The following is a 24,130-nucleotide window of genomic DNA, read 5'->3' as shown; positions in this document are numbered from 1 at the left end:
CAAGTCAACCGAAATGGCGGCTCAGCGCCACAGATCGCGCGCCGCCTCGACCGTGATCCGCCCTCCCTCGCGCAGGCTGCCCGGGTTGCGCGACAAAAGCGGCGCGGGCCGAGGATCGTCCCCCAGATGGGTGCCGCGCGCGCGGTTATGCGGATGCTGCGGGGCCTCGGCAATGGAGAGCACCGGCGCGGCGCAGGCATCCGTCCCCTCCAGCCTGGCCGCCCAGTCGTCGCGGCTGCGACTGGCGATGCGCGCGGCCAGGATCTGGCGCAGCGCGGCCCAGTTCGCCGGATCGGCGCGGTCGGGCAACTCGGCCTCGGACAGGCCCAGCCGCCGGACCAATTCGGCCCAGAACTGCGGCTCGATGGCGGCGACGGCCAGGAAGCCGCCGCAGGCGCAGGGATAACAGCTGTAATAGGGCGCGCCGCCGTCCAGCAGGTTCGCCTGGCGCTCGTCGCGCCAGAGCCCGTTGACGCGCAGCCCCGAGATCATCGCCATCAGATGCGCCACCCCGTCGGTGATGGCGGCATCGACGACCTGCCCCCGGCCGGTCTCGCGCGCATGCAGGATCGCCGCCAGCATTCCCGAGACCAGATACATCGAGCCGGCTGCGAAATCGCCGACCAGGTTCAGCGGCGGGACGGGATGGTCCGCCGGACCGATGGCGGAAAGCGCGCCGGTGATCGCCAGATAGGTCAGGTCGTGACCGGCCGAATGCGCCAGCGGGCCGGTCTGCCCCCAGCCGGTCATCCGGCCATAGACCAGCCGCGGGTTTTCCGGGAAATCCCCTGGGCCGAGGCCCAGCCGCTCCATCACGCCGGGGCGCATGCCCTCGATCAGCGCATCGGCACGCAAGATCAGGTCACGCGCCAGTTCCCGGCCTTCGGGCGATTTCAGGTCCAGCTCCAACCAGTCGCGGCCGCGGTCCAGCACGTCCCGCTTCATCGGAAAGATCTGCGGTGAGCCGGGCCGGGCGATGCGGATCACCTGGGCACCATGGTCGGCAAGCCACATGGCGGCAAAAGGCGTCGGGCCGATGCCGGCGATCTCGACGACGCGCAGGCTGGACAGGGTTCCGCTCATGACCGGCCTCGGGGGAGATGGTGGGCGGTGAGGGACTCGAACCCCCGACATTCTCGGTGTAAACGAGACGCTCTACCAACTGAGCTAACCGCCCCCATGCCGGCTGATAGCGCGATCCCGGCGCCCTTGGCAAGCGGGGGCGTCACCGGCGCAGCCTCGCGATCAGCGACGAGGTGTCCCAGCGCCCGCCGCCCATGGCCTGCACCTCCTTGTAGAACTGATCGACAAGCGCCGTCACCGGCAGGCTGGCGCCGGTCTCGTTGGCCGTGGCCAGGCAGATGCCCAGGTCCTTGCGCATCCAGTCCACCGCAAAGCCGAAATCGAAGCGGTCTTCGGCCATGGTCTGGTGACGGTTCTGCATCTGCCAGCTGGCGGCGGCGCCCTGGCTGATGACCTCTACCACCTCGGGGATCGACAGCCCGGCCTTTTCGGCGAAATGCAACGATTCCGACAGGCCCTGCACCAGCCCGGCGATGGCGATCTGGTTGCACATCTTGGTCAGCTGCCCCGCGCCCGAGGGGCCCATGAGCTTGCAGATCTTGGCATAGGCGGCGATCACCGGCTCGGCCCGGGCGTAATCGGCGGGGGCGCCGCCGCACATCACGGAAAGCTGGCCGTTCTCGGCCCCCGCCTGCCCTCCCGAAACCGGCGCATCAACGAAACCCAGCCCGGATTCTGCGGCCTGAGCCGACAGTTCCCGCGTCACCGCCGCCGAGACCGTGGTGTGATCGACGAAGACCGCCCCCTTGCCCATGCCCGCAAAGGCGCCCGTCTCGCCCAGACAGACCTGACGCAGGTCGTCGTCATTGCCGACGCAGGCCATGACGAACTCCGCACCTTCGGCCGCCTCGCGGGCGGTGGCGGCCACGCGGCCCTTGTGACGCGCGGCCCAGGCCTCGGCCTTGGCGGGGCTGCGGTTCCAGACCGCGACCTCATGCCCGGCGGCGGCCAGATGCCCCGCCATCGGAAAGCCCATCACCCCCAGTCCCAGAAAAGCCACGCGCGCCATCAGATTCTCTCCCTCGAGTCGAAAGGCGCGTTGATCCGGCCCGCGCCCTGTCCTATTCACCCCGATGAATTTCATCACTCGGCGCGGGGGTCAACCTCTCGCGCCCAAGCTCGGGACCGTGCCTTTTCATGGTGACACTTTTCCGCTGGCTTGTGCGCCTGACGGTCGGGCTGATCCTGCTGACCCTGGCGCTGGTGACGCTGGCCTGGTATTTCGCCATCCGCTCGCTGCCCGACTATGACGGCAGCTATGCGGTGCGCGGCATCTCGGCGCCGGTCGAGATCGTGCGCACGACCGAGGACGTGCCGCATATCTTCGGCGAAAGCGACCGCGACGTGTTCTTCGCGCTCGGCCTTGCCCATGCGCAGGACCGGCTGTTCCAGATGACCGTGCTGCGCCGTGCGGCGCAGGGCCGGCTGGCCGAGATCTATGGCATGGGCGCTCTGCCCGCCGACGACCTGGCGCGCCGGCTGGGGCTTTACCGCAATGCTCGTGCCTCGCTCGAGGCGCAGGACCCCGAGGTGCTGGAGGCACTGGAGGCCTATGCCGAAGGGGTTAATGCCTGGATCGAGCAGGTCAATCTGGGCGCACGCGGGCGCGGGGCGCCGGAATTCTTTCTTTATCCCGAGGACATCGCCTATTGGGAACCGGCGGATTCGCTGGCGATCCTGAAGCTGCTGGCCGCCTCGTCCACCGTGCAGCTGCGCCACGAAGTGCTGCGGGCCCGGCTGTCGCTGGCCGCGCCCGAGCGCGGGCAGGATCTGGTCGCCATGCGCGGCGAGCCGCCCTTGTCGGCCTATGCCGGCCTGTTTCCCGGCACCCGCTTCGCCGCGCCGGAACGCGGCGCCGGGCCGCGGGACTGGACCGCGACACTGGCCGGTTATCTGGCGCCGGCGGCCGGAGCCTCGGCCAATGGCTTCGCCGCCGCGGCCGGGCGCACGGCGGCGGGCGGCGCGCTGCTGGCCAATGATCCGCAATTCGCGCTGACCGCGCCGGGCCTGTGGTATCTGGCGCGGATCGAGCTGGGCTCGGGCGGGGTGATCGGCGGCACCATCCCCGGCATTCCCGCCGTGCTGTCGGGGCGCAACACCAGCCTCGCCTGGGGTATCACCCCGGCGCAGATCGACGATCAGGACCTCTATATCGAGGAGGTGCAGCCCGGCGACCCCAACCGCTATCGCGGCGCGAACGGCTGGACCGAGTTCGCCACGCGGCGCGAGACCCTGCGCATCCGCGGCGCCGAGCCGCAGACCATCACCCTGCGCGAGACCGAGAACGGCCCGGTCATCCCCGCCGCGCATCTGGACCTTGCCACCATCCTGCCGGCCGGCCATGTCGCAGCGCTGTCCTGGACCGGCGGCTATGGCAACGACCGCAGCATGACGGCTCTGATCGGGCTGATGCGGGCCCAGGACCGCCAGGCGGCGGCCGAGGCGCTGCGCGAGATGATCGCCCCTGCCGTGACGGTGACGCTGGCCGACGGGCGGGGCGTAGGCCAGGTCTTGGCCGGGGCCGTGCCGCATCGCCCGGCCGGCCATCAGACGGCGGGCCGCATGCCTGCGCCGGGCTGGCTGGTGCAGAACCGCTGGCAGGGGCTCAGCCCCGCCCCCGCCGGATTGACCGAACTGAGCCCCGACAGCGGCATCGTGGCCGCGACCGGCGCGGCGCTGCCGGGTGCGGGCGGGCTGGGCCATGACTGGAGCGACGGCTACCGGCTGAACCGGCTGCGCCACCTGATCGACTCGCGCGAGGTGCATTCGCGCGACAGTTTCATCGCCGCGCAGACCGACATCGTCAGCCCGGTCGCCCGGGCCCTGCTGCCGCTGGTCGGAGCCGAACTGTGGTTCACCGGCGAGCCCGCCGCCCAGGGCACGCCCGAGCGGCTGCGCCAGGACGCGCTGGCGCTGCTGGCCAATTGGGACGGTGCCATGAGCGAGCACCTGCCCGAGCCGCTGATCTATGCCGCCTGGATGCGCGCCTTGCAGGACCGGCTGGTGCGCGACGACCTCGGCCCGCTCGCCGACGCGCTGACCGAGCTTTACCCCGATTTCATCGACCGGGTGTTCCGCGACGCGAATGGCGCCTCGGCCTGGTGCGACATCCGCCAATCCGCGCCGGTCGAGACCTGCACCCAGATCGCACGGCAGGCTCTGGACGCCGCGCTGCTGGACCTGGTGGCGCGCTTCGGGCCCGACCTCGCCAGCTGGCGCTGGGGCGACCTGCACCGCGCCCGCCATGTCCACCCGGCGCTGGGAGACATGCGCGGCATCTCCTATATCGTGAACGTGATCCAGTCGACCTCGGGGGGCGAATCGACCATCGCGCATGCCGGTTTCCTGGGCCATGGCCGCAATCCCTGGCTGAACGTGACCGGCGCCGCCTATCGCGGGGTCTATGACCTCGCCGATCCCGACAGTTCGGTCTTCATCATCTCGACCGGCCAGTCCGGCCATCCCTTCTCGCGCCATTACGACGACATGGCCGAGCTGTGGCGGCGCGGCGAATATGTGGTCATGTCGCTGGATCCGGCGCTGGCGCGCGCCGCGGCTGCGGGCATCACCCATCTGCGGCCGGCCGACGGCTAGAGGGCTTGCATCCCGCGTCCGGCCGGGCTTCCCTGCCCCGGGAAACGCAGCAAAGGGAAACCCATGGCGCGCAAGATCATCATCGACACCGACCCCGGCCAGGACGACGCCGTCGCCATCCTGCTGGCGCTGGCCAGCCCCGAGATCGAGGTGCTGGGGCTCAGCGTGGTGGCCGGCAACGTGCCGCTGCATCACACCGAGCGGAACGCCCGAATGATCTGCGAACTGGCCGGCCGCCCGGACATGCCGGTCCATGCCGGCTGCGACGCGCCGCTGCAACGCAGGCTGGTCACCGCCGAGCATGTGCATGGCAAGACCGGGCTCGACGGCGTCACCCTGCCCGAGCCGAGCATGCCGCCCGCCCCCGACCATGCCGTCGATTTCCTGATCGAGACGCTGCGCCGCGAGAAACCGGGCAGCGTCACGCTGGTTCCCATCGGCCCGCTGACCAACATCGCCACCGCCTTCCAGCGCGCGCCCGACATCATCCCGCGCGTGCAGGAGATCGTGCTGATGGGCGGTGCCTATTTCGAGGTCGGCAACATCACCCCCACCGCCGAGTTCAACATCTATGTCGACCCAGAGGCGGCGAAGCTGGTCTTTGCCAGCGGCGCGCCGCTGACGGTGATGCCGCTGGACGTGACGCATCGCGCCCTGACCAGCCGCGCCTGGGTCGAAGGCATGCGCGCCATGGGCCGGGTCGGCCAGGCGGTGGCCAGCTGGACCGATTTCTTCGAACGCTACGACCGCGAGAAATACGGCAGCCACGGCGCGCCGCTGCACGACCCCTGCACCATCGCCTGGCTGCTGCGGCCCGAACTGTTCACCGGCCGCTATATCAATGTCGAGATCGAGACGCAGGGCGAATATACTCTGGGCATGACCGTCGCCGACTGGTGGCGGGTCAGCGGGCGGACGCCCAACGCCACCTTCATCCGCGATGTCGAGGCCGAGGCGTTCTTCGCGCTGTTGACGGAGCGGATCGGCGATCTCGACCGCCGAGTCGGCTAGCGGCGAGGTCCAAGGCTGCCAAAGCGGCCCGGCGCGGCTTACTCGTCCGCCGGGCCGGGCGGGGTGCCGGGCATTGCCGGCTCCGCGCCCCCAGGCCCGGGCTGTTCGGAAATCCCCTGCTCCGGCCCATCTTCCGGTGCGGGCTCGGTCGGCTCTACCGCATCCGTTTCCGGCTCCTCGGCCAAGGGGCCGGGGCCGACCTCGCTGTTGATGCGGTCGATCAGCACATCGGTGACATCGATGGATTGCGAGGCGACGAAGATCGCACGCTGGTCCAGCACCACCACCGCGCCCCGTTCGCGCATCAGCGCCGCCAGCACCGGCAAGGCGGCGCGGAAAAAGGCCTGGCGCTCCTCGTCGGCCTCGGTCTGCAAGGCGCGCGCGGCGGCGTCGCGGGCGCGGCGCACCTCGACCACGCGCTTGTCGAACTCATCGGCGCGCTTGCGGAACTCGTCGGGCGGCAGGGTTTGGCGCAGCGCCGTCAGCTCCTGCTCCTCGGTGGCGAACTGATCGGCCAGCCGGTCGTTCTCGGCCGCGATCTCGAGCCCGCGCTGCTCCAGATCCGCCTGCACGCGCTGCCCCCATTGCGAATGCAGGTAAAGCGCGTCCTGGTCCAGCGTCAGCACCGGCAGCACCGCCGCGCCATTGGACGGCGGCGTCTCGACGACGATGGGCGACACGTCATGGGCCGGCGCGTCGCCAGGCGCAGATGGCTCGGGCACGGGCTGGGCCGGGGCGCCGGAGGGTAGCGCCAGCAAGGCGGCCAGCGCCAACGTCGCGATGCCGCGCCCCCCCGCCATCAGAACCGGGTCGAAATCGTCAGGTCGAAGGACTGCTCTTCGTCATAGTCCTCTTTCTTGAGGGCCTTGGCGAAGTTGAAACGCAGCGGCCCGATCGGCGTGGTCCAGAAGACCGAGGCACCGACCGCGGCGCGGACCTTCATGCCGTCATCAACCTCGACCCCATTCGTGCCCGCCGTGCGGTCCAGCCCCCAGACCGAGCCGGCATCGGCGAAAAGCCCGCCGGTGATGCCGTATTCCTCGGGCAGGCCCAGCGGGAATTGCAGCTCGGTGCGCAGTGCCCAGAAATAGTTGCCGCCAAGAGCGTCCTGGTTCGGCGCCGCAAGGTCGCGCGGGCCGAAGCCGTTCGGCTCGAAGCCGCGAATCTTGCCGTTGCCGGTGAAGCGGTTCAGGAAGCGGCTTTGCTGGTCGTCCAGCATATGCACGGCGCCGGTCTCGAACTCGGCCAGCATGGTCACGCTCTCGCGCCAGGCCCGGCTTTCGACGCCGGCGTAAACCGTGCTGGTGACCGATTTCACATCGCCGCCCAGCCCGGCGAAGTCCTGCCCGACGCGCAGCCGGTAGCTGGTCACCGGGTCCAGCCCGCCGATCCGGCTGTCATAGCTGTAGGTATAGCCGAGCGCCGAGGTAAAGAAGCCGCCCTGCTCGTCGAACAGGATCTGCGACGATCCGACAAACTCGTCGGTCTCGGTGTCGATATGCGGCTCCTCGACGTCGAACAGCGTATCCTTGCTGAGCTTGTAGCGCAGCTCCAGCCGGCCGTTCTCCGAAACCGGGAACTCCATCCCGGTCAGGAAGCCGACGGTGCGGGTATTATAGTCGGAGTTCAGCCGGTCGGTGGTGTTGTACCAGAGCTGGAGCCGCGCGCGCAGGTCGCGGCCCAGGAAATAGGGCTCGACGAAGGTCAGGCCCGAGCTTTGCGTATCCGTGCCGGTCGAGAAGGCCAGGTCCACCTGCTGCCCGCGGCCCAGGAAGTTCTTTTCCGACAGCGAGATGTTGAAGCCGACGCCAGTGGCCACGCCATAGCTGACGCCGAAGTTCAGGCTGCCGGTCGGCTGTTCCTCGACGTTCACATCGACGATGACCTGCTCGGGCGTCGAGCCGGGGCGGCTTTCGGCCTGCACATCGGCAAAATAACCCAGCGCGCGCAGGCGTTCGGCGGAATTGCGGATCTCGCGCGGGTTGAAGGGGTCGCCTTCGACGGTGGCGAACTGGCGGCGGATCACTTCGTCCAGCGTGGTGGTGTTGCCCTCGATGTCGATGCGTTCGACAAAGACGCGCGGGCCGCGGGTCAGGGCAAAGGTCAGGTCCAGCGTCTGGTTGCGCTCGTTGCGGGTGACGCGCGGCTCGATATTGACGAAGTTCAGCCCCTTGCGCAGCGCCAGCGCCTCCATCCGGCGGATGGTGGTGTCGATGTCGGTCGGGTTGTAGACCGCGCCGCGCTTGACCCGGTTCTGGGCGGCGAACTCCGCCGCGTCGACGCCGGGGATCTCGCTCACGGTGTTGATGGTGCCGAAGGTATAGCGCGGGCCTTCATAGATCTGGAAGGTGATGTAGAAGGCGTCGCGTTCGCGCGCCAGCTCCGGCGCCACCGCCTGGACCCGGAAATCGGCATAGCCGCGCGAGCGGTAGAAATCGGTCAGGAGCTTCTCGTCCAGCGGCACCCTTTCGGGGGCGAAGGTGTCGCGGCGGATGAAGGTGCGCAGGATGCCGGCCTGCTTGGTCTGCAGCACGTTGCGCAGCCGGCGGTCGGAAAAGGCGCGGTTGCCGACAAAGCCGATGCGCTCGATCTCGGTCACGTCGCCCTCGCGGATCTCGAAGACCAGATCGACCTGGTTGCTGCCGCGCCGGATGATGCGCGGATCGACGCGGGCGGCCAGGCGCCCCTGCGAGGCATAGACCTGGCTGATCGCGGCGGCGTCGGCCTCGGCCTGGGCGGGCGAATAGACCCGGCGCGACTGCGACTTGACGATCTCGGACAGGTTCTCGTCCTTGAGCCGCCTGTTGCCCTCGAAGGCGACGGTGTTGATGGTGGGATATTCCGTCACCCGCACCACCAGCGTGCCGCCCGAGGGCACCAGTTCGACCGTCTCGAACAGCCCCGAGTTCTGGAGCCGCTGCATGGCGTCGTTCAGCGCCCCGGCCGAAACATCCTGACCGCGCGGCAGGTCCAGATAGGACAGGATCGTCGCGGGTTCGATCCGCTGGTTGCCCTCGATCCGCACGTTGCTGAAGACATAGGCCGAGGCGGGGGTCGCCACCATCGCGACCGGCGCGGCCACCGCCAGCGCCGAGATCAGCGCCAGCGCGCCCTTGCCGAGTTTCCTGTCCGTCATCGCCGCCCCTCGCGAGTAATGCATTGCCCGGCGGGTTGGCCCCGCCATATTTGCCCCGATGGATACCGCGAAGCGGGCCGCACTGTCAAAAGCCTAGCGCCCGTCAAGGGCAGAAAAGATCGTTGGTGAGGCCCAGAACCATCAGCGACAGCACCGCCGCCAACCCCAGCGCCGACAGGATATCCATCACCCGGTCGGACGGTCGCCGCCCCGCCACGGCCTCGTAGAGATAGAACATCAGATGCCCGCCATCGAGCACCGGCACCGGCAGCAGGTTCAGGAAACCGATGGCTGCCGACAGCACGGCGATCCACCAGATGAAGTTGCCGCCGCCCGCCGAGGCCGCCTGTCCGGTGGTCTCGGCAATGGAAATCGCCCCGCCCAGATTGCAGCTGCCGATCTGCCCGGTGATCATCGCCCAAAGGCCCGAGACCGACGAGGCGATGATATCCCAGGTGCGGGTGGCACCGATCCCCAGCGCCTCGGGAATGCCGGCCGGGCGGGTCGCCGGCTCGAAATAGGTGCCGCCGCCGGTCACGCCGATCAGCCAGCGCCTGGTATAGCCCTCGTCGGTGGGCAGGTCCTGTTCGCGCGCGGCCAAGGTGTAATCGGCCTCGCCCTCGCCCTCGCGCCAGACGCGCAGCAGGACCGGGCGGCCCTCGGCCTCGGCCACATGCTGGCGCAGCTCGTCGAAGCGCGAGACCGGTTCGCCGTCGATGGCCAGGATCACGTCGCCCGGCTGCAACCCCGCGGCGGCCGCCGGGCTGCGTGGCGCGAGGCCGATGACCAGGGGCGGCATCGGATCGGGGCCCGGCACGGTGATCTCGGCGCCGTCGCGCAGCACGGTCCAGTCATGGCTGGGCCGCGCGGGCAATTCGGCCGCCACCTCCGGCAGATCGCGCCAGCTCGCAACCGGCCGGCCGTCCAGCGCCAGGACGCGGTCGCCGGGCTGCAACTGCATCTCGACGCCCGGCGGCGTCGGGTGCAGGCGGCCGACCTCGACCTCGTCCACCGGCAGGCCCTGCCAGATCGCCATGCCGGCAAAGACCAGGATCGACAGCGCGAAGTTGAATACCGGCCCTGCCGCCACGGTGGCGAAGCGCGCCCAGAGCGGCGCGCCGGTCAGGCTCTGGCGCGCGCGGGCCGGCTCGACCGGCACCGAACCGGCGCTGGCCGCGTCGGCATCGCCCAGAAAGCGCACATAGCCGCCCAGCGGGATCGCCGCCACCTGCCACAGCGTGCCATGCCGGTCGCGGCGTGCCATCAGCCGTGGGCCGAAGCCCAGCGAAAAGCACTCGGCCTTGATGCCGCACAGCCGGCCGACGATGTAATGGCCATATTCATGCACGGTGACGATGACCGATAGCGCCACGATGAAGGCCGCCGCGGTCCACAGGAAACCGCCCATCATGTCCAGAACCAGGCTCATGCCGCCCCCTGCCATTGCGCCGCCGCCCGCCGGGCGAAACCGTCCCAATGCAGCACCTCGTCCAGGTCGCGCGGGCTTTGCGCGAAACCGGCCTCGCCGGCGGCCAGAGCCAGCGCGTGCTCGACGGCCGGGGCCATGTCGGTAAAGCGGATGCGGCCGGCGATGAAATCGTCCAATGCCTGCTCCTTGGCGGCGTTCAGCACCGCGCCGGCAGCACCGCCGGCCTCGATCGCTTCGCGGGCCAGCCGCAGCGCGGGCCAGCGCACCTCGTCCGGCTGCGCAAAGGTCAGGCTGCCAAGCGCCGCCAGATCCAGCGCCGGCACCGGCAACACGGCGCGCGCCGGCCAGTTCAGCGCATAGCCGATGGCATGGCGCATGTCCGGCGCCCCCAGATGTGCGATGCTGCCGCCATCGCGATGCGTCACCATGGCGTGGATGATCGACTGCGGATGCACCAGCACCCGCAGACGGTCCGTGCCGAGGCCGAAAAACTCATGCGCCTCGATGACCTCCAGCGCCTTGTTGAACATGCTGGCGCTGTCGATGGTGATACGCTGGCCCATGGCCCAGTTCGGGTGCCGACTGGCCTCGGCCACCGTCGCGCGTGCCAGCCGCTCCAGCGGCCAGTCGCGAAAGGCGCCGCCCGAGGCGGTGATGGTCACATGCTCGACAGTTTCGAGATCTTCACCCTGAAGCGCCTGAAAAATCGCGGAATGTTCCGAATCGACCGGCAGGATGCGCGCGCCGGTCTCGCGGGCGCGGGCCATGACCAGCGGGCCGGCGGCGACCAGCGTCTCCTTGTTGGCGAGCGCCAGCGTGCCGCCCCGTGCCAGCACCTCGAGCCCCGGCGGCAGGCCGGCGGCGCCGACGATGGCGGACAGCGTCCAGTCCGCCGGGCGGGCGGCGGCCTCGGCCACGGCCTGCGGCCCCGCCGCCGCCTCGATGCCGCTTCCGACCAACGCGGCGCGCAACTCGGCCAGGCATTCCGGCCATGCGGTGACGGCGATCTCGGCCCGCAAGGCGCGGGCCATCTCGGCCAGGCGCGCGACATTGGTGCCGCCGGTCAGCGCGACGGTGCCGAAGCTTTCGGGCCCGCCGGCCCGCATCAACAGATCGAATGCGCTTTCACCGACCGATCCGGTCGCGCCCAGCACCGATATGCTGCGCATCTTCTCAGCCTCCGATCACGGGTAAGAGATTACCGATCACCAGCAGCAGCGCCAAGAGCAACGCCCCGGCCATGGCATCAAACCGATCCATCGCCCCGCCATGGCCCGGGATCAGCTCGGAACTGTCCTTGACCCCGACCCGGCGCTTGAGCCAGCTTTCCGCGATGTCGCCGAACTGCCCGGCCAGCGCGATCAGCGGACCCAGCACCAGCACCGGCCATGGCGCCAGCTCGGCCAGCAGCAGGACCAGCGCCAGCACCAGCGCGCCCGCCCAGCCGGCGATGGTGCCGCTCCAGGTCTTCTTGGGGCTAATCGCCGGCCAGAAGCGCGGCCCGCCCAGCTTGCGGCCGATGAAATAGCCCAGCACGTCGGACAGCACCACGGTACCGACAATCCAGGCCAGAGTCGGCAGGCCCATCACCTCGCGGATCACCACCAGCGCATAGCCCGCGCCCAGGATCGCCAGGGTGAACAGGAGATAGGCCGGGCGTTCGTGTTCATGCGTGCCGTGCCAGCCGGCGATCATCGGCACCAGCACCAATGCCATCGGCCAGTCGCCGGGCAGCACCAGCATAGCCAGCATCACCAGCCCCGACAGGATGGCGATCAGCACCGGATGGCGCGGGCTGTGGAATTCCGGGTGGCGCCAGCCGGTCAGCCGCGCCAGCTCCCACATCATCACCCCGATGACGGCCGAGACGCCCAGCCGGATCCAGAGCCCCGAGGACAGCAGGAGCAGCAGCCCCAGCACCGCCAGCACGACGCCCGACAGCAGGCGCGGCCAGAGATCGGCCCATTTGTCGCGCCCGCGCTGCAAGGCGCCGCGCAACCGGCCCGGCTGCGGCCCGTCCCCGCTCATGCGCCGCCGAAGCGCCGGTCGCGCAACCCGTAGCGGTCGAGGATCTCGGCCAGATGCTCGGGCGTGAAATCCGGCCAGAGCGTGGGGGTGAACTCATATTCCGAATAAGCCGCCTGGAAGGGCAGGAAGTTCGAGGTCCGGGTCTCGCCGCTGGTGCGGATCACCAAGTCCGGGTCGGGATGGCCGGCGGTGTCCAGGCAATCGGCCAGGTCGGTCTCGGTCGGCTCGGCCACCTCGCCCCGGGCGATGCGGGCCGCCAGCCGGGCCGCGGCCCGGGTCAACTCGTCCCGGCCGCCGTAATTGATCGCCACGGTCAGGTTCAGCCGGGTATTGCCGGCGGTGCGCGCCTCGATCCCGGCCATCAGCCGTTGCAGCTTGGGCTCCAGCCGCTCGCGCCCGCCGATGAAGCGCATGCGCACGCCCTCGGCAGACAGCCCGTCGGCCTCGCGCTCGATATAGCGGGCAAAGATGCCCATCAGGCCCAGCACCTCCTCGGTCGAGCGTTTCCAGTTCTCGGTCGAGAAGGCATAGACCGTCAGCCAGTTGACGCCCAGGTCGGGACAGGCGCGCACGATCTGCTTGACGCGCTCGGCGCCGCGCCGATGCCCGACCAGTCGCGGCCAGCCACGGTTCTTGGCCCAGCGGCCGTTGCCATCCATGATGATGGCGACATGACGGGGCCGCTGGTCCCCTCCGCCGGATTTCGACAGGCTGGCTGCGATCTCGGCCATGCGTCAGACCTGCATGATTTCGGCTTGCTTCGCCTCAAGCGCCTGGTCCACCGAGGCGATCATCTTGTCGGTCAGTTCCTGCACCGCGCCTTCCCAGAACTTCTGGTCGTCCTCGGACATGCCCGAGCCCTTGGCCTTCTTGATCTGGTCCATGCCGTCGCGGCGCACGTTGCGGATGGCGACGCGGGCGTGCTCGGCATATTGAGCGGCGACGCGGGTCAGCTCGCGCCGGCGCTCCTCGTTCAGCTCGGGGATCGGCAGCATGATGATGGTGCCGTTCAGCTGCGGGTTGATGCCCAGGCCCGATTCGCGGATCGCCTTCTCGGCCTTGCCGACCAGCGCCTTGTCCCAGATGTTGATCGTGACCATGCGCGGCTCGGGCACGTTCACCGTGCCGATCTGGTTGATCGGCGTGGGCGAGCCATAGGCATCGACCATGATCGGCTCGACCATGCTGGCCGAGGCGCGGCCGGTGCGCAGCGAGGCGAATTCATGGCGCAGGGATTCCATCGCGCCCTTCATGCGGCGTTCCAGGTCGTCGGTGTCGATCTCGATCTCGTCGGACATGCTCGATCATGGCCTCTGTGCTGTGGTTTTCAGGGCTTTTAGCCGAGCCCGGCCCGCATGGCAAAGCCTATAGGGGCTTTTCAGCCATGCACGCGCGTATATGTGCCGGTGCCGGCCAGAATTCCGCGGAAACCGCCCGGCTCGTCCAGCGAGAACACGATGATCGGCAGGTCGTTGTCGCGGGCCAGCGCGATGGCCGAGGCATCCATCACCCCCAAGTGCTTTTGCAGCACCTCGTCATAGGTCACGTCCTCGTAGCGCTTGGCATCCGCGAACTTGTTCGGATCCTTGTCATAGACGCCGTCGACCTTGGTGCCCTTGAAGATCGCCTCGCAATTCATCTCGTTGGCGCGCAGGGTCGCGGCGGTGTCGGTGGTGAAATAGGGGTTGCCGGTGCCGGCGGCAAAGATGCAGACGCGCTTCTTTTCCAGGTGGCGGACGGCGCGGCGGCGGATATAGGGCTCGGCCACCTCGTCCATGCGGATGGCCGAGATCACCCGGGTATGGATCTTCAGCGCCTCCAGCGCCGCCTGCATAGCCAGCGCGTTCATCACCGTGGCGAGCATGCCCATGTAGTCGGCGGTCGCCCGCTCCATGCCCTGGGCGCTGCCCTGAAGCCCGCGGAAGATGTTGCCGCCGCCGATGACCATGCAGATCTCGACGCCCATGTCATGGACGGATTTGACCTCCTGCGCGATGCGGGCGACGGTCGGCGGGTGCAGGCCGTAGCCCTGATCCCCCATGAGCGCCTCGCCCGAAATCTTCAGCATCACGCGCGAATAGCTTCCGGGGGTCTTGGACGCGCTTTCCGACATGGGGGTCACCTTTTTTGCGGCAGTTTCATTGCCGGGCAAAATGTCGCAAATAGGCCCCATGTTCAACCGCCGCCGACTGGTCCTGAAATGACCCTGCGTCACCCGATCCTGGCCGAGCTGGATCCCGCCCGTCCCGTGCTGATCGCCGGGCCGACCGCCAGCGGCAAATCCGCCCTGGCGCTGGAGATCGCCGAGCGACAGGGCGGCACCATCGTCAATGCCGATGCCTTGCAGGTCTGGTCCTGCTGGCGCGTGCTGACCGCCCGCCCCCCGGCCGAGGACGAGGCCCGCGCCCCGCATGCGCTTTACGGCCATGTCACCCCGGATCGCGCCTATTCCGTCGGCGCCTGGCTGGCCGAGGTCGCCGCGCTGATGGATTCGGGCGCCGGCCGGCTGATCGTGACCGGCGGCACCGGGCTCTATCTGAACGCGCTCAGCCGCGGGCTGGCGGTGATTCCCCCGACCCCGCCCGAGATCCGCGCCCAGGCCGACCAGCTGGTGCGCGAGCCCGGCGGGCTGGCGCGCATGATCGAGGCCCTCGATTCGCTCACCCGCGCGCGCATCGACCTGAGAAACCCGGTGCGTGTCCAGCGTGCCTGGGAAGTCCTGACCACGACCGGGCGCGGCATCGCCGCCTGGCAGGCCGAGACGCCGCCGCCGCTGATCGATCCCGCAGCGGCGCATCTGCTGGTGCTGGACCCGGATCGCGACTGGCTGGCCGAGCGCATCGCCCGCCGCTTCCACGTGATGCTGAAGCAAGGCGCGCTGGAGGAGGTGCGCGCGGTGCTGCCGCATTGGAACCCCGATGCGCTTTGGGCAAAGGCCATCGGCGCGCCGGAGCTCGTGGCGCATCTGCTAGGCCGGATTGACCTCGACGAGGCCGCCGGGCGCGCGGTCATCGCCACCCGGCAATATGCCAAGGCACAGCGCAGCTTCTTCCGCGGCCGCATGCGCGACTGGCGCCGGATCGACATCGGCGGCTGAGCCTTGCAAGGCCCTGCGGCGAAGATACGACATATTAATCAAATATCAATCATGGGTAGAATATATCCTTCTTGAACTCACGTCATAAGGATAGCCTTTCATCATGGATTCGCTGAAAGCCGCGCCTGATGAATGAAGCCCGCCATGCCCCAGTCCCGCCCGATCCGGCCGTGGCGCGCCTCATCGTCGCCGGCATCACCGTCGGGACGATCCTGGAACCGGCGGAAACCGATCCGCGACCGGAAGCGGCTGGGCCGCCGACCACCCTCACCAGCCCGCCCCCGGTCCTGGCCGTCGCCGTGACCGGGCCGGCCCAAGCAGCGGCGCCGCTGTCCTCGCCCCCATCCCGGCCGCTGCCAGTCAGCCGCCCGGGCGACGGATTGCGCCTGATCCCGCTTGCCGGCTTTCACTGGGGCGGGGCGGTGCGAAGCCGGACCGCACCGCCGGGTCCCCGGGTCCGTGGCGACCATGTGCTGCTTCGCCCGACCGGCGGCCTGGCCACGATCATGTTTCCCCGCCATAACCACGTGCTGCCGGCCGGGCGCATCGCCTTCATCCCGGCGGGCACGGCCTTTTCCCTGAAACCGCCGCCCGAGGTTCGGGGCCTGGCGCTGCTGATCCCACCCGCCCTGTGCCAGGGCCAATCGCTGCCCCGGAGCTTCAGCCACGGCCTGCCGGCGACGGGGGATGCAGCCCTGCTTGATGCGTCCATGTTTGCCCTGGCATCGGGACCGACGCACGATCCGGCGACCGCCTGCCAGATCGCTCAGATCGCGGCGGTGCTGTCGCGGCTCGACGACCGCCCCGGCCGGTCCGACCCGGCCTCCGCCGGGCTGGCCGAGGCGCGGGCGCTGACCGGACGCTTCCTGCAACTGGCACGGGCGGAGCTGCCCTCGAACCAGACCATTGCCGAGATGGCGCGGCGGCTGGGCTGCTCACTGGCACAGCTCGACCGCGCCTGCCGCCTGAACCGGGGTCGCAGCGCGCTCGACCTGCTCTATGACCTGCGGCTGCAATGCGCGACCCAGGCGTTGCGCGAGGGCGATCGCCCGGTGACCGAGATCGCCGGCTTGCTGGGTTACAGCGGGCTCGGCCATTTCATGCGCGCCTTCCTGGCGGCGACCGGCCGCACGCCCCAAGCTTACCGGAGCTTGATGCGCAACACCCGCGACGGCCCGCCCGAGCGGCACTGATCGCCTCGCGCAGGCGAAACGGCCACTGGAAAGGTTTCGCCTGCCCAGCGACACCGCATAGCCATAGGCAGAAGCGCTGAGCAGCCCTTGGGCTTTGCCCATCTCACCCTTGCCGCTTCGCTCGCGGCCCTCCGGCGTTGCGCGGCGTGGATTGCGCGCTCGGCCCGTTCTTGCCGAGCAAATCGCCTTCTGCTTGCGGGCGGGAGCGGTTCAAATCGCCCTTCCGCCGGCGACAAGCCCGGCGCGCCACCCGCCTCCTCCTGTGCCGGAGCGGTGAGGGCGGCAAGGCCGTGGGCATGCCGTCTCTTGCGGAGCAGGGCCGTGCCTCGCTTCACCAAGCCGAAGGCTCCACCCATCGCGACAAAAGCCGCAAGCGGCTTTCCTGGCCCGGTGGGCGGCGCCTGCGCCGGGCTCTGGCTCCGTCATTCGCCAATATCGTCTAGCAGGCTGCTGAAAAAGGATCTTGAGAGGGCGGCACGGCGGAAGTCGTTCTAGAGCCAGCGAAGATCGGCCTGAAAAATGAGGCGTTCTCGGCCGATTTGAGGCGGTTTTCCCGGTTCCCCGCCCGCGTTGTCCTGTCGCACGACTTTTTCAGCAGCCTGCTAGTTCTCGCGGAAAGCGCGCGAGAGGCTGTCTTCGATCGGCTTGATGAGATATTGGGCAAAGGTCCTGGCGGAGGTCTCGATCATCACTTCCGCCGGCATGCCCGGCGTCGGCCGGAAGCCGCGGACGCGCTCCAGTTCCGAGGGCGACAGATCGATCCGAACGACATAGACCTCGCGCTGGGTGCCGTCGGTTTCCGTCGTCAGCGCATCCGCCGAGACATAGACCAGCCGGCCCTGAAGCACCGGCGTCGTGCGCTGATTGAGCGAGGTCAGCCGCACCGCCGCCTTCCGGCCGATCTCGATCTCGTCGATATCGGTGCGCGAGATATAGGTCTCGATGATCAGCGGCGCATCCTGCGGCAGGATCTCCAGGATCGGCTTGCCCGCCTCGATCACCCCTCCGGGCGTATGGTAATGCATGCGCACGATGGTGCCCGCCACCGGCGAGGTGATATGGGACCGCTCCAGCACATCCTGCGCCTTCAGCGATTGCTCGCGAACGCTGTCCAGCTCGGCCTCGATGCCCTGGCTTTCGTCCAGCGCGGTCTGCCTGTGCTGGGTCAGGGCCTGTTCGATCTCGCTCTCGGCCTTGCGCACGGCTTCTTCCGTCTCGGCGATCAGCGACCTTATGCGGCCGGCCTCGCCCTCGGCATCGGCGATCGCCCGCGCCAGGACATTGACATCGCTGCGCCGCACCAGGCCGCGCTGAAGCAGCGTGTCGCGGGCGCCGTGATCCTCGCGCAGCAAGGCGAGCTGGGTCTCGACGGCGGCAAGCTGCCTCTCATAGCCCTCGATGCGGGACCGGCTGGCCGCGATGTTGCTTTCCAGCAGGATCACTTCGCCATCCAGCTTGGCCCGGGCGGCGCGGAAGGCCGCCTGCTGTTCGGCCATGATGGCGGCAAAGCTTGGCTCATCGTCGTGCTCTTGCAGGAAGGCGCTGAAGACCAGCGTGTCGGACCCGGTATATTCGGCCCGCAATCTGGCGCTGATCGCCTCGAGCCGGGCGCGGCGCAGTTCCAGCTCGCGCCGGTTGGCAATGGCGGCGGTGCGGTCAAGCTGGACCAGCACCTGGCCCGCCGTCACCATGTCGCCCTCCTCGACCAGGATCTCGCGGATGATGCCGCCCTCCAGATGCTGGACGATCTTGTTGCGGCCGGTGGCGACGAAACTGCCCGGCGCCATCACCGCCGCCGCCAGCGGCGCCCGGAAAGCCCAGGTGCCGAACCCGCCCAGGGACAGGACCAGCAGGGCAAGGCCAAAGACCAGATGCTTGGTCACCGAACGCGGCACCCGGTCGTAAAGGCCGTCGGGATCAGTCCTGCTGGTCATGGCTTGCCTCCGATGCAGGGGGCGTCGCGGTCTGCCGGCCCGGCGCGGCGGGCGGCGGCCCGGCCGATGCCGCCGGTGGCGGCGCGGAAGGCGCGGCCATGACAGGAGCCCGGTTGTCGGGCTGTTTCCTGTTGGCCAGCCGCTCCAGCATCTGGTCGCGGGCGCCGAAAGCGGCGATCTGCCCGTCGGCCAGCAGCATGATGTTGTCAACATCCTGAAGAAGCTGGTATTTCTGGGTCACCACGATCATGGTGATGCCGTCCTCCTTGGCCAGCGCCATCGCCCGCGACAGCGCGCGGTCTCCCGCGGTGTCCAGGTTCGAGTTCGGCTCGTCCAGCACCACCAGGCGGGGGCTGCCGAAAAAGGCCCGCGCCAGGCCGATGCGCTGCTTCTGCCCGCCGGAAAGCGGCGATCCGTCGGCGGCCACGATGGTCTCGTAGCCCTCGGGCAGCTTGGCGATCATGTCGTGGACATCGGCCAGCACAGCGGCCTGATAGATCTCCTCGTCGCGGGCATCGGGCCGCATCCGGGCGATGTTGTCCTTGATAGTGCCGGGGAACAGCTGCACGTCCTGCGGCAGATAGCCGATGCATTGGCCCAGCTGGCGCTGGTCCCAGTTGCGCAGGTCCATCAGGTCCAGCCGCACGCTGCCCGAGGTGGGCAGGATCGAGCCGACCAGCATCTTGCCCAGCGTCGTCTTGCCGGCACCGGACTTGCCGACGATGGCCAGAGAGGTGCCCGGGTTCAGGGAAAAGGTGATCGCGTTCAGCACCACCCGCTTGGTCCCGTTCGGAACGTAAAGCAGCCGCTCGACATCCAGCCGGCCCTCGGGATGGGGCAGCCTCAGCCGCTGCTGGTTCAGCGGCGAGGATTTCAGCAGCGCCGAGATGCGCCCATAGGCGGCGCGCGACAGAAGCACGTTGTTCCAGCCTTCGATGGCGCCCTCGATGGGGGCCAGGGCGCGGCCGGCGATGATCGAAGCGGCGATGACCATGCCACCGGTGATCTCGCCGCGCAGTGCCAGATGGGCGCCCCAGCCCAGCAGCCCCACCTGCGTCAGCAGCCGCACCCCGCGCGAGGCGCCGGCGAACAGGATGTTGCGGTCCTGCGCCCGTACCTGCGCCGCCATCGAGCCGGCGGCGTCGCGGCCCCAGATGGTGACGGCCTCGGGGATCATCGCCAGCGCGTTGATGATCTGCGAATTCCGCATCATCGAATCGAGATGCAGGTTGGCCCGGCTCAGATGCCGGTTCGCCTCGGCAAAGGATTTCGCGGTGGCGCGCTGGTTCATCAATGCGATGGCCAGCAGCAGCCCCGCCGTGGTCAGCACGATCATGCCCAGATGCGGATGGACCAGAAAGATCGCGATGATGAACAGCGGCGCGAAGGGCAGGTCCAGCACCGACAGCAGCGTCCCCGAAACCAGAAAGCTGCGCACCTGCTGCAAGTCGCCCAGCGTCTGGTATTCCTGCCCGTTGCTTTGCAGCGAGGCGCGTGCGGCCGCCGCCAGGATGGGCGAGCCGAGCCGGGCCGAGATATCGACCGAGCTGCGCAGAAGCATGCCGCGCCGGATGGCGTCGAAGATCACCTGCAACAGCACGGCGCCGACGATCACCACCGTCAGCATGACCAGCGTGTCGATGGAACGGCTTGTCAGCACCCGGTCCGAGATCTGGAACAGATAGATCGGGATCGCCAGCACCAGCATGTTGGTCACGCCGCTGAACAGCAGAACGCCCAGGATATTGGCCCAGATCCGGCGGATCGTGGCCCCCAGCGCCCCGGCGATGTCGGGCTCGGACACGCGCTTGTGGAACGCGGCACTGTCCTTTGACGGTGCCGTGGCAGGCGCGGCGGGAAGGCGCCCGGCCTGCCGGTCGATCGTCGGCCCGGTGCCCAGGGGCTTGGAGGCCGGCGGGCGGGGCTTGTCCCCCTGCCAGTCCACGCTCATCTCGGGTTCGAGCAGCAGGCGCTCGCTGGTCTTCTGGCCGCGGGTCATGCCAGCACCGTCTGCATGATGTCGGCGGGCATTTCTGCATTCACGCCTATCGGCACGAAATCGCCGCCGCCGCCGTCATCGTCGAGCATGCCCTCGGCCAGGAACAGCACCGCCTCGCTGGCCAGCCCGGACGGCGGGGCCGGCATCAGCGGATTGTCGGTCATCACCAGTTCGGCCTGATGCAGCAGGGCGTCGGAATAAACCTCCCCGCCCGAATAGATCGTGGCATCGATGCCGAATTCGGCGATCACCGCCGCATTCACCAGCACATTGGACCCCGTGACCACGCTGATCTCGCCCCCGGCGGCCAGGAGATCGTCGCGATAGACCTCGATCTGGTCGGAATCGCCCAGCACATTCGTCTGCCGGATGACGTTGACCGAGACCATGTCGCCCTTGATATGCAGCACCCGCACCACATCCAGCCCCTGGAAGGCGGGGTCGTTCAGCACCGAGGCCGGCAAGGTGACCTCGCCCCCCGCCGCAGCCGCCAACAGCGCGTCGTAATCCGCGGTCGTCTGGCCGATGTTGGACTGGCCGACCTGGAGGATGGTCGCATCGTTGATGAGAAGATTGTCGCCGGAGCTGATCTTTGCCCCCAGCCCGTCGCTGACCATGATCCGGTCGTCGTCCAGCAGCACATTGGTTTGCAGGATCGCGTTCAGGTTGATGAACTGGCCGTCGATGATGACAAGATCGTAGCTCATGCCCAGTTCGAGCAGCGAGACATGGTTCAGCGCGCCATTCTCGCCCATCAGTAGCAATGTCTGGTTCGCGTGAATGGTGACCGAGGCGATGTCGTTATCGGACATCAGGTTGTATTGCTCGATCCAGTTCATGCTTATCAGGCTGCCTTCCAGCGTGGCCGTCACCCAGTATTGCGGCGCCGCCCCGTCGCCCTGCGCAACCGGCATCGGGTTCGAAAACGAGGCATAGCTTGCATAATTGATCGACTGGGTCGGTGCGCCGCCGATCTGGCCATGGCCCGAACCCCAGAGGCCGGTCAGCAGGTCGGAATCGCTCCAGACATTGGTCTGGCTGATGATGTTGTAGCTGTAGACGCCGGCCGCCACGGCGATGACCGGCGCGGTCAGCGCGGCAGAGTTGATCGTGACCTGGTTGACCAGCGTGTTGTTGCCCAGGATCAGGTCATGGCCCGGCTCGCTCTCGCCAGAGCCGGTCGCGAAGGTCGGCCCGGCAGAAGAAGGCCCGTCATGCCGGGGCGCCGCGGCGTCCGATTCGGCCTCGCGCGCCTGCTCGGCTGCCTTCTCCTGGCGGTATTCGGGCATCAGCGCGTCGATATCGGGGCGGGCATCGACCTTGGCGCCGTTCAAATACTGGCCTTCGACATCGGCGCCCTGCCGGGCGTGGATCTCCGCGCCTGCGGTCTCGATCTCGGGCAGGTCGGTCTGGCGGAAGGTCTCGGCGATCAGGCGGAAGGCGGGCTCGTCCGCGGGCAGCACCACCGGCAGGGCGATGCCCAGCTCGCCGGCCTGCGCCACCAAGGCCTCCAGCCGCTCGGCAAGCAGGTGCAGACCGACGAGGCCGCCCTGGATTCCATCGACACTCACCTGGTCGTCATCGGCCAGCCGGGTCTTCTGGATCACGATCACGGCGACAGAGCCCGGCACGGGCAGGGTCCAGCTGGGATCCTCGGGCGTCACGAACCGGCCCGGCGGCGTGGCCGACCATGGAATGCCGCCGGACAGCGGCGCGAGAAACGCCACCTCCGGCGAGACCTCGGAGCGCGGGAAATAGGTCTCCAGCTCCATCGAGGGCGGCCTGGGATCGGCCGCCAGCCCCTCGACGGGGCGATGGGGTGGCGCATAGGGAATGTCGGGCTGGTAATCGAGCGGGCTGTAGGGATGCTGGGCCGCAAGGTCGAGCGGCTCGACCGGGCCCAGGTCGGGATCGGCCTTCTTCGGCTTCAGCCGATCATATTCGATCCGCATCCGGCCACGTTCTTCCGCGATGTGAAAAACCCCGATGAAGTGCCAGATCGCTTCCTCTGCGGCGTCAATCGTCAACATGTCTGCCACCTTCCTCGATAAAGCACTTTCGGCGATGCGCCGAAGGAAAATGTCTTAAAGGGAAACCTGCGCAGGGAAGCCCTGCGCAGGAGGTTGGCTTGGATAGCTTCTCAGGACAGGTCGTCCTGGCCGACCACGGTCGAGCTGAGATCGCCGCCGACCACGGTCATGTCGACGGTGTTGCCCAGCACGTTCGCACCCATCACGATGCTCTGGTTGAAGGCCGTCGTATCCAGGATCGCGTCGGCCGAAGCGGTCGAATAACCGGTGACATAGCCGTCATCGCCATTGTTCGACCCCCAGGTGCCGGCATGCGCATAGCCACCATCGCCCGACATCACCTGGCCGCCATCGCCGCCATTGCCGCTGTTGGTGTTCATGCCGTTGCCGCCCGTGGCGTAGCCGCCCGTCGCGCTGGCCGCGCCGCCATAGCCGCCGGTGGTGCCATTGGCCGCACCACCGATGCCGTTGCCGCCGGTGGCATCGCCGTAGCCGTCGCCCGTGCCATCCGCACGGCCGCCGTTCCCGGCCGCCGCCCAAACGGCGCCAAGGCCGGCACCGCCCGCATCGCCCGAGGTCGCGTCGCCGGCCATGGCCGCCGCAGCGGACAAGGCCGCGCCGATCCCGGCACCGATGCCGCCATCGCCGCCTGCGGCACCCGCACCGCCGTCACCTCCGTCGCCGGTGGTGCCGCCGTTGCCGCTGTCGCTGTTGACGCCGACGCCGACAAGGCCCAGGCCAAGCGCACCGGTCGGACCGGCATCGGCCGCGCCGCTGCCGCCACCCGCGCCGCCCGAGCCGCCGGAGCCGCCAGGACCGCCCGCACCGGCGCCAAGCGCGCCTGCCAGGCTGCCCGCCCCCGCGTCGCCGCCATTGGCGTCGCCGCTCAGGCCGGCACCGATACCCGCGGCCAGACCGCCGGCATCGCCGCCATCAGCCGAGCCGCCCACGCCGACGCCCAGGCCCAGCCCCAGCGCATCGCCGCCGGCACCGTCGCCGCCGGTCGCCGCGGCGCTGCCACCGCCGCCGCCATGGGCATAGCTGCCGGTCGCGAGCGCCTTGCCGCCATCGGCATCGGTATCGCCCGAGCCGCCGTCGGCGCTGCCGCCGCCACCGCCCTTGCCGCCTTCACCACCGGCATCGATGCCGCGCTCGGCCGTGGCCGTGCCGCCATAGACGCTGCCATTCTGGTTGAAGTCGGCATTGTTGGTGACGGTGGGATCGCTCAGGTCGTCCTGATCGTTCATCGTCGCCGATTGCGGAATGATGACGGCAGCGTCGTTGCCGCCGCCGTTCAGGGCATTGTTCAGCACGTTGTCGATATTGATGTCATCGGTGCCGATGCTGATATTGCCGTCGCGGTTGACCAGCAGATCGCCCATGGTGCCATGCATGTTGTCCAGGTCGATATCGGCATAGTCATTGTCGGTCGGCTGCCAGCCATCCAGATCGAGACCGACGCTGACATTGGTCGAGACATTGGTCTCGACATCGGTGTTGTTATAGGCCGTGTTCACGGCCTTGTTGAAGGCGTCGTTGGTCGCATCATTGCGCGCGTCATTGTTCGCGTCGTTATGCGCATCGTTGCTGGCGTCG

At 68.7% G+C, this 24,130-nt stretch carries 18 protein-coding genes and 1 tRNA gene; 4 read left to right on the top strand and 15 right to left on the bottom strand.

Translation table 11 applies throughout. The features are described from left to right. Nucleotides 1-21 precede the first annotated feature (21 nt). The 3 genes from AQY21_RS02380 to AQY21_RS02370 form a co-directional block, all read right to left on the bottom strand. Nucleotides 22-1,083 carry a CaiB/BaiF CoA-transferase family protein gene (locus AQY21_RS02380; protein WP_058096251.1) on the bottom strand — a complete coding sequence of 354 codons (1,062 nt, stop codon included), beginning with the start codon at nt 1,081-1,083 and terminating at the stop codon, nt 22-24. Nucleotides 1,084-1,101: 18 nt separating this feature from the next. Next, nucleotides 1,102-1,177 (bottom strand) — tRNA-Val (locus tag AQY21_RS02375). 48 nt (nt 1,178-1,225) lie between these two features. Next, complete coding sequence (locus AQY21_RS02370) at nt 1,226-2,092, bottom strand: NAD(P)-dependent oxidoreductase (RefSeq protein ID WP_058096250.1); 867 nt, start codon at nt 2,090-2,092, stop codon at nt 1,226-1,228. Nucleotides 2,093-2,220: 128 nt separating this feature from the next. Here AQY21_RS02370 and AQY21_RS02365 point away from each other — a divergent pair, with 128 nt between their 5' ends. Together AQY21_RS02365 and AQY21_RS02360 are read left to right on the top strand one after the other, a co-directional pair. Then, nucleotides 2,221-4,677 carry a penicillin acylase family protein gene (locus AQY21_RS02365; RefSeq protein ID WP_058096249.1) on the top strand — a complete coding sequence of 819 codons (2,457 nt, stop codon included), beginning with the start codon at nt 2,221-2,223 and terminating at the stop codon, nt 4,675-4,677. A gap of 63 nt (nt 4,678-4,740) precedes the next feature. Next, nucleotides 4,741-5,688: a nucleoside hydrolase gene (locus AQY21_RS02360; protein WP_058096248.1), complete on the top strand. Its 948-nt coding sequence runs from the start codon at nt 4,741-4,743 to the stop codon at nt 5,686-5,688. Nucleotides 5,689-5,726: 38 nt separating this feature from the next. On the opposite strand, the gene AQY21_RS02355 is transcribed toward AQY21_RS02360, so the two are convergent. From AQY21_RS02355 to pyrH, 8 genes are all read right to left on the bottom strand, one after another. Continuing rightward, nucleotides 5,727-6,488 carry an OmpH family outer membrane protein gene (locus AQY21_RS02355; RefSeq protein WP_058096247.1) on the bottom strand — a complete coding sequence of 254 codons (762 nt, stop codon included), beginning with the start codon at nt 6,486-6,488 and terminating at the stop codon, nt 5,727-5,729. Continuing rightward, complete coding sequence (gene bamA, locus AQY21_RS02350) at nt 6,488-8,824, bottom strand: outer membrane protein assembly factor BamA (RefSeq protein WP_058096246.1); 2,337 nt, start codon at nt 8,822-8,824, stop codon at nt 6,488-6,490. The genes AQY21_RS02355 and bamA overlap by 1 nt, the downstream gene beginning before the upstream one ends. A gap of 103 nt (nt 8,825-8,927) precedes the next feature. Further along, entirely contained in the window at nt 8,928-10,253 is a 1,326-nt protein-coding gene (rseP, locus tag AQY21_RS02345) for an RIP metalloprotease RseP (RefSeq protein WP_058096245.1), read from the bottom strand. Continuing rightward, nucleotides 10,250-11,422 carry a 1-deoxy-D-xylulose-5-phosphate reductoisomerase gene (gene dxr / locus AQY21_RS02340; protein ID WP_058096244.1) on the bottom strand — a complete coding sequence of 391 codons (1,173 nt, stop codon included), beginning with the start codon at nt 11,420-11,422 and terminating at the stop codon, nt 10,250-10,252. Before dxr ends, rseP begins: the two co-directional genes overlap by 4 nt. A gap of 4 nt (nt 11,423-11,426) precedes the next feature. Continuing rightward, on the bottom strand, nt 11,427-12,281 hold the full coding sequence (locus AQY21_RS02335) for a phosphatidate cytidylyltransferase (RefSeq protein WP_058096243.1): 855 nt from the start codon (nt 12,279-12,281) through the stop codon (nt 11,427-11,429). Next, nucleotides 12,278-13,012, bottom strand: coding sequence for a polyprenyl diphosphate synthase (gene uppS, locus AQY21_RS02330; protein WP_058096242.1), 735 nt, complete (start codon nt 13,010-13,012; stop codon nt 12,278-12,280). The genes AQY21_RS02335 and uppS overlap by 4 nt, the downstream gene beginning before the upstream one ends. A gap of 3 nt (nt 13,013-13,015) precedes the next feature. Further along, nucleotides 13,016-13,579, bottom strand: coding sequence for a ribosome recycling factor (gene frr, locus AQY21_RS02325; protein WP_058096241.1), 564 nt, complete (start codon nt 13,577-13,579; stop codon nt 13,016-13,018). An 80-nt stretch (nt 13,580-13,659) separates the two neighbouring features. Beyond that, nucleotides 13,660-14,394, bottom strand: a complete 735-nt coding sequence (gene pyrH / locus AQY21_RS02320; RefSeq protein WP_058096240.1) for a UMP kinase — start codon at nt 14,392-14,394, stop codon at nt 13,660-13,662. Between the two features lie 87 nt (nt 14,395-14,481). On the opposite strand from pyrH, the gene miaA reads away from it, so the two are divergent. Both miaA and AQY21_RS02310 read left to right on the top strand, forming a co-directional pair. Next, complete coding sequence (gene miaA, locus AQY21_RS02315) at nt 14,482-15,378, top strand: tRNA (adenosine(37)-N6)-dimethylallyltransferase MiaA (RefSeq protein ID WP_058096239.1); 897 nt, start codon at nt 14,482-14,484, stop codon at nt 15,376-15,378. A 128-nt stretch (nt 15,379-15,506) separates the two neighbouring features. Beyond that, nucleotides 15,507-16,571: an AraC family transcriptional regulator gene (locus AQY21_RS02310; RefSeq protein ID WP_058096238.1), complete on the top strand. Its 1,065-nt coding sequence runs from the start codon at nt 15,507-15,509 to the stop codon at nt 16,569-16,571. Between the two features lie 602 nt (nt 16,572-17,173). Here AQY21_RS02310 and AQY21_RS02305 read toward each other — a convergent pair. From AQY21_RS02305 to AQY21_RS28915, 4 genes are all read right to left on the bottom strand, one after another. Continuing rightward, entirely contained in the window at nt 17,174-18,505 is a 1,332-nt protein-coding gene (locus AQY21_RS02305) for an HlyD family type I secretion periplasmic adaptor subunit (protein WP_058096237.1), read from the bottom strand. After that, complete coding sequence (locus AQY21_RS02300) at nt 18,489-20,504, bottom strand: type I secretion system permease/ATPase (RefSeq protein WP_058096236.1); 2,016 nt, start codon at nt 20,502-20,504, stop codon at nt 18,489-18,491. The genes AQY21_RS02305 and AQY21_RS02300 overlap by 17 nt, the downstream gene beginning before the upstream one ends. Beyond that, complete coding sequence (locus AQY21_RS02295; RefSeq protein WP_058096235.1) at nt 20,501-22,534, bottom strand: hypothetical protein; 2,034 nt, start codon at nt 22,532-22,534, stop codon at nt 20,501-20,503. Before AQY21_RS02295 ends, AQY21_RS02300 begins: the two co-directional genes overlap by 4 nt. 110 nt (nt 22,535-22,644) lie before the next feature. After that, nucleotides 22,645-24,130, bottom strand: a 1,486-nt coding sequence (locus tag AQY21_RS28915) for a hypothetical protein (protein ID WP_058096234.1), incomplete at its 5' end; no start/stop codon positions are given.

It is taken from the genome of Paracoccus sp. MKU1 (assembly GCF_001447385.1).
Lineage (GTDB): Bacteria > Pseudomonadota > Alphaproteobacteria > Rhodobacterales > Rhodobacteraceae > Paracoccus.
The sequence above is the reverse complement of the archived record's forward strand: the minus strand, read 5'-3'. Positions and strand labels throughout refer to the sequence as shown.

What these genes read in the sequence shown, in the direction of transcription:
- AQY21_RS02380 (WP_058096251.1), bottom strand. Translation starts at nt 1,083, where the DNA reads ATGAGCGGAACCCTGTCCAGCCTGCGCGTCGTCGAGATCGCCGGCATC.
- AQY21_RS02370 (WP_058096250.1), bottom strand. Translation starts at nt 2,092, where the DNA reads ATGGCGCGCGTGGCTTTTCTGGGACTGGGGGTGATGGGCTTTCCGATG.
- AQY21_RS02365 (WP_058096249.1), top strand. Translation starts at nt 2,221, where the DNA reads ATGGTGACACTTTTCCGCTGGCTTGTGCGCCTGACGGTCGGGCTGATC.
- AQY21_RS02360 (WP_058096248.1), top strand. Translation starts at nt 4,741, where the DNA reads ATGGCGCGCAAGATCATCATCGACACCGACCCCGGCCAGGACGACGCC.
- AQY21_RS02355 (WP_058096247.1), bottom strand. Translation starts at nt 6,488, where the DNA reads ATGGCGGGGGGGCGCGGCATCGCGACGTTGGCGCTGGCCGCCTTGCTG.
- bamA (WP_058096246.1), bottom strand. Translation starts at nt 8,824, where the DNA reads ATGACGGACAGGAAACTCGGCAAGGGCGCGCTGGCGCTGATCTCGGCG.
- rseP (WP_058096245.1), bottom strand. Translation starts at nt 10,253, where the DNA reads ATGAGCCTGGTTCTGGACATGATGGGCGGTTTCCTGTGGACCGCGGCG.
- dxr (WP_058096244.1), bottom strand. Translation starts at nt 11,422, where the DNA reads ATGCGCAGCATATCGGTGCTGGGCGCGACCGGATCGGTCGGTGAAAGC.
- AQY21_RS02335 (WP_058096243.1), bottom strand. Translation starts at nt 12,281, where the DNA reads ATGAGCGGGGACGGGCCGCAGCCGGGCCGGTTGCGCGGCGCCTTGCAG.
- uppS (WP_058096242.1), bottom strand. Translation starts at nt 13,012, where the DNA reads ATGGCCGAGATCGCAGCCAGCCTGTCGAAATCCGGCGGAGGGGACCAG.
- frr (WP_058096241.1), bottom strand. Translation starts at nt 13,579, where the DNA reads ATGTCCGACGAGATCGAGATCGACACCGACGACCTGGAACGCCGCATG.
- pyrH (WP_058096240.1), bottom strand. Translation starts at nt 14,394, where the DNA reads ATGTCGGAAAGCGCGTCCAAGACCCCCGGAAGCTATTCGCGCGTGATG.
- miaA (WP_058096239.1), top strand. Translation starts at nt 14,482, where the DNA reads ATGACCCTGCGTCACCCGATCCTGGCCGAGCTGGATCCCGCCCGTCCC.
- AQY21_RS02310 (WP_058096238.1), top strand. Translation starts at nt 15,507, where the DNA reads ATGAATGAAGCCCGCCATGCCCCAGTCCCGCCCGATCCGGCCGTGGCG.
- AQY21_RS02305 (WP_058096237.1), bottom strand. Translation starts at nt 18,505, where the DNA reads ATGACCAGCAGGACTGATCCCGACGGCCTTTACGACCGGGTGCCGCGT.
- AQY21_RS02300 (WP_058096236.1), bottom strand. Translation starts at nt 20,504, where the DNA reads ATGACCCGCGGCCAGAAGACCAGCGAGCGCCTGCTGCTCGAACCCGAG.
- AQY21_RS02295 (WP_058096235.1), bottom strand. Translation starts at nt 22,534, where the DNA reads ATGTTGACGATTGACGCCGCAGAGGAAGCGATCTGGCACTTCATCGGG.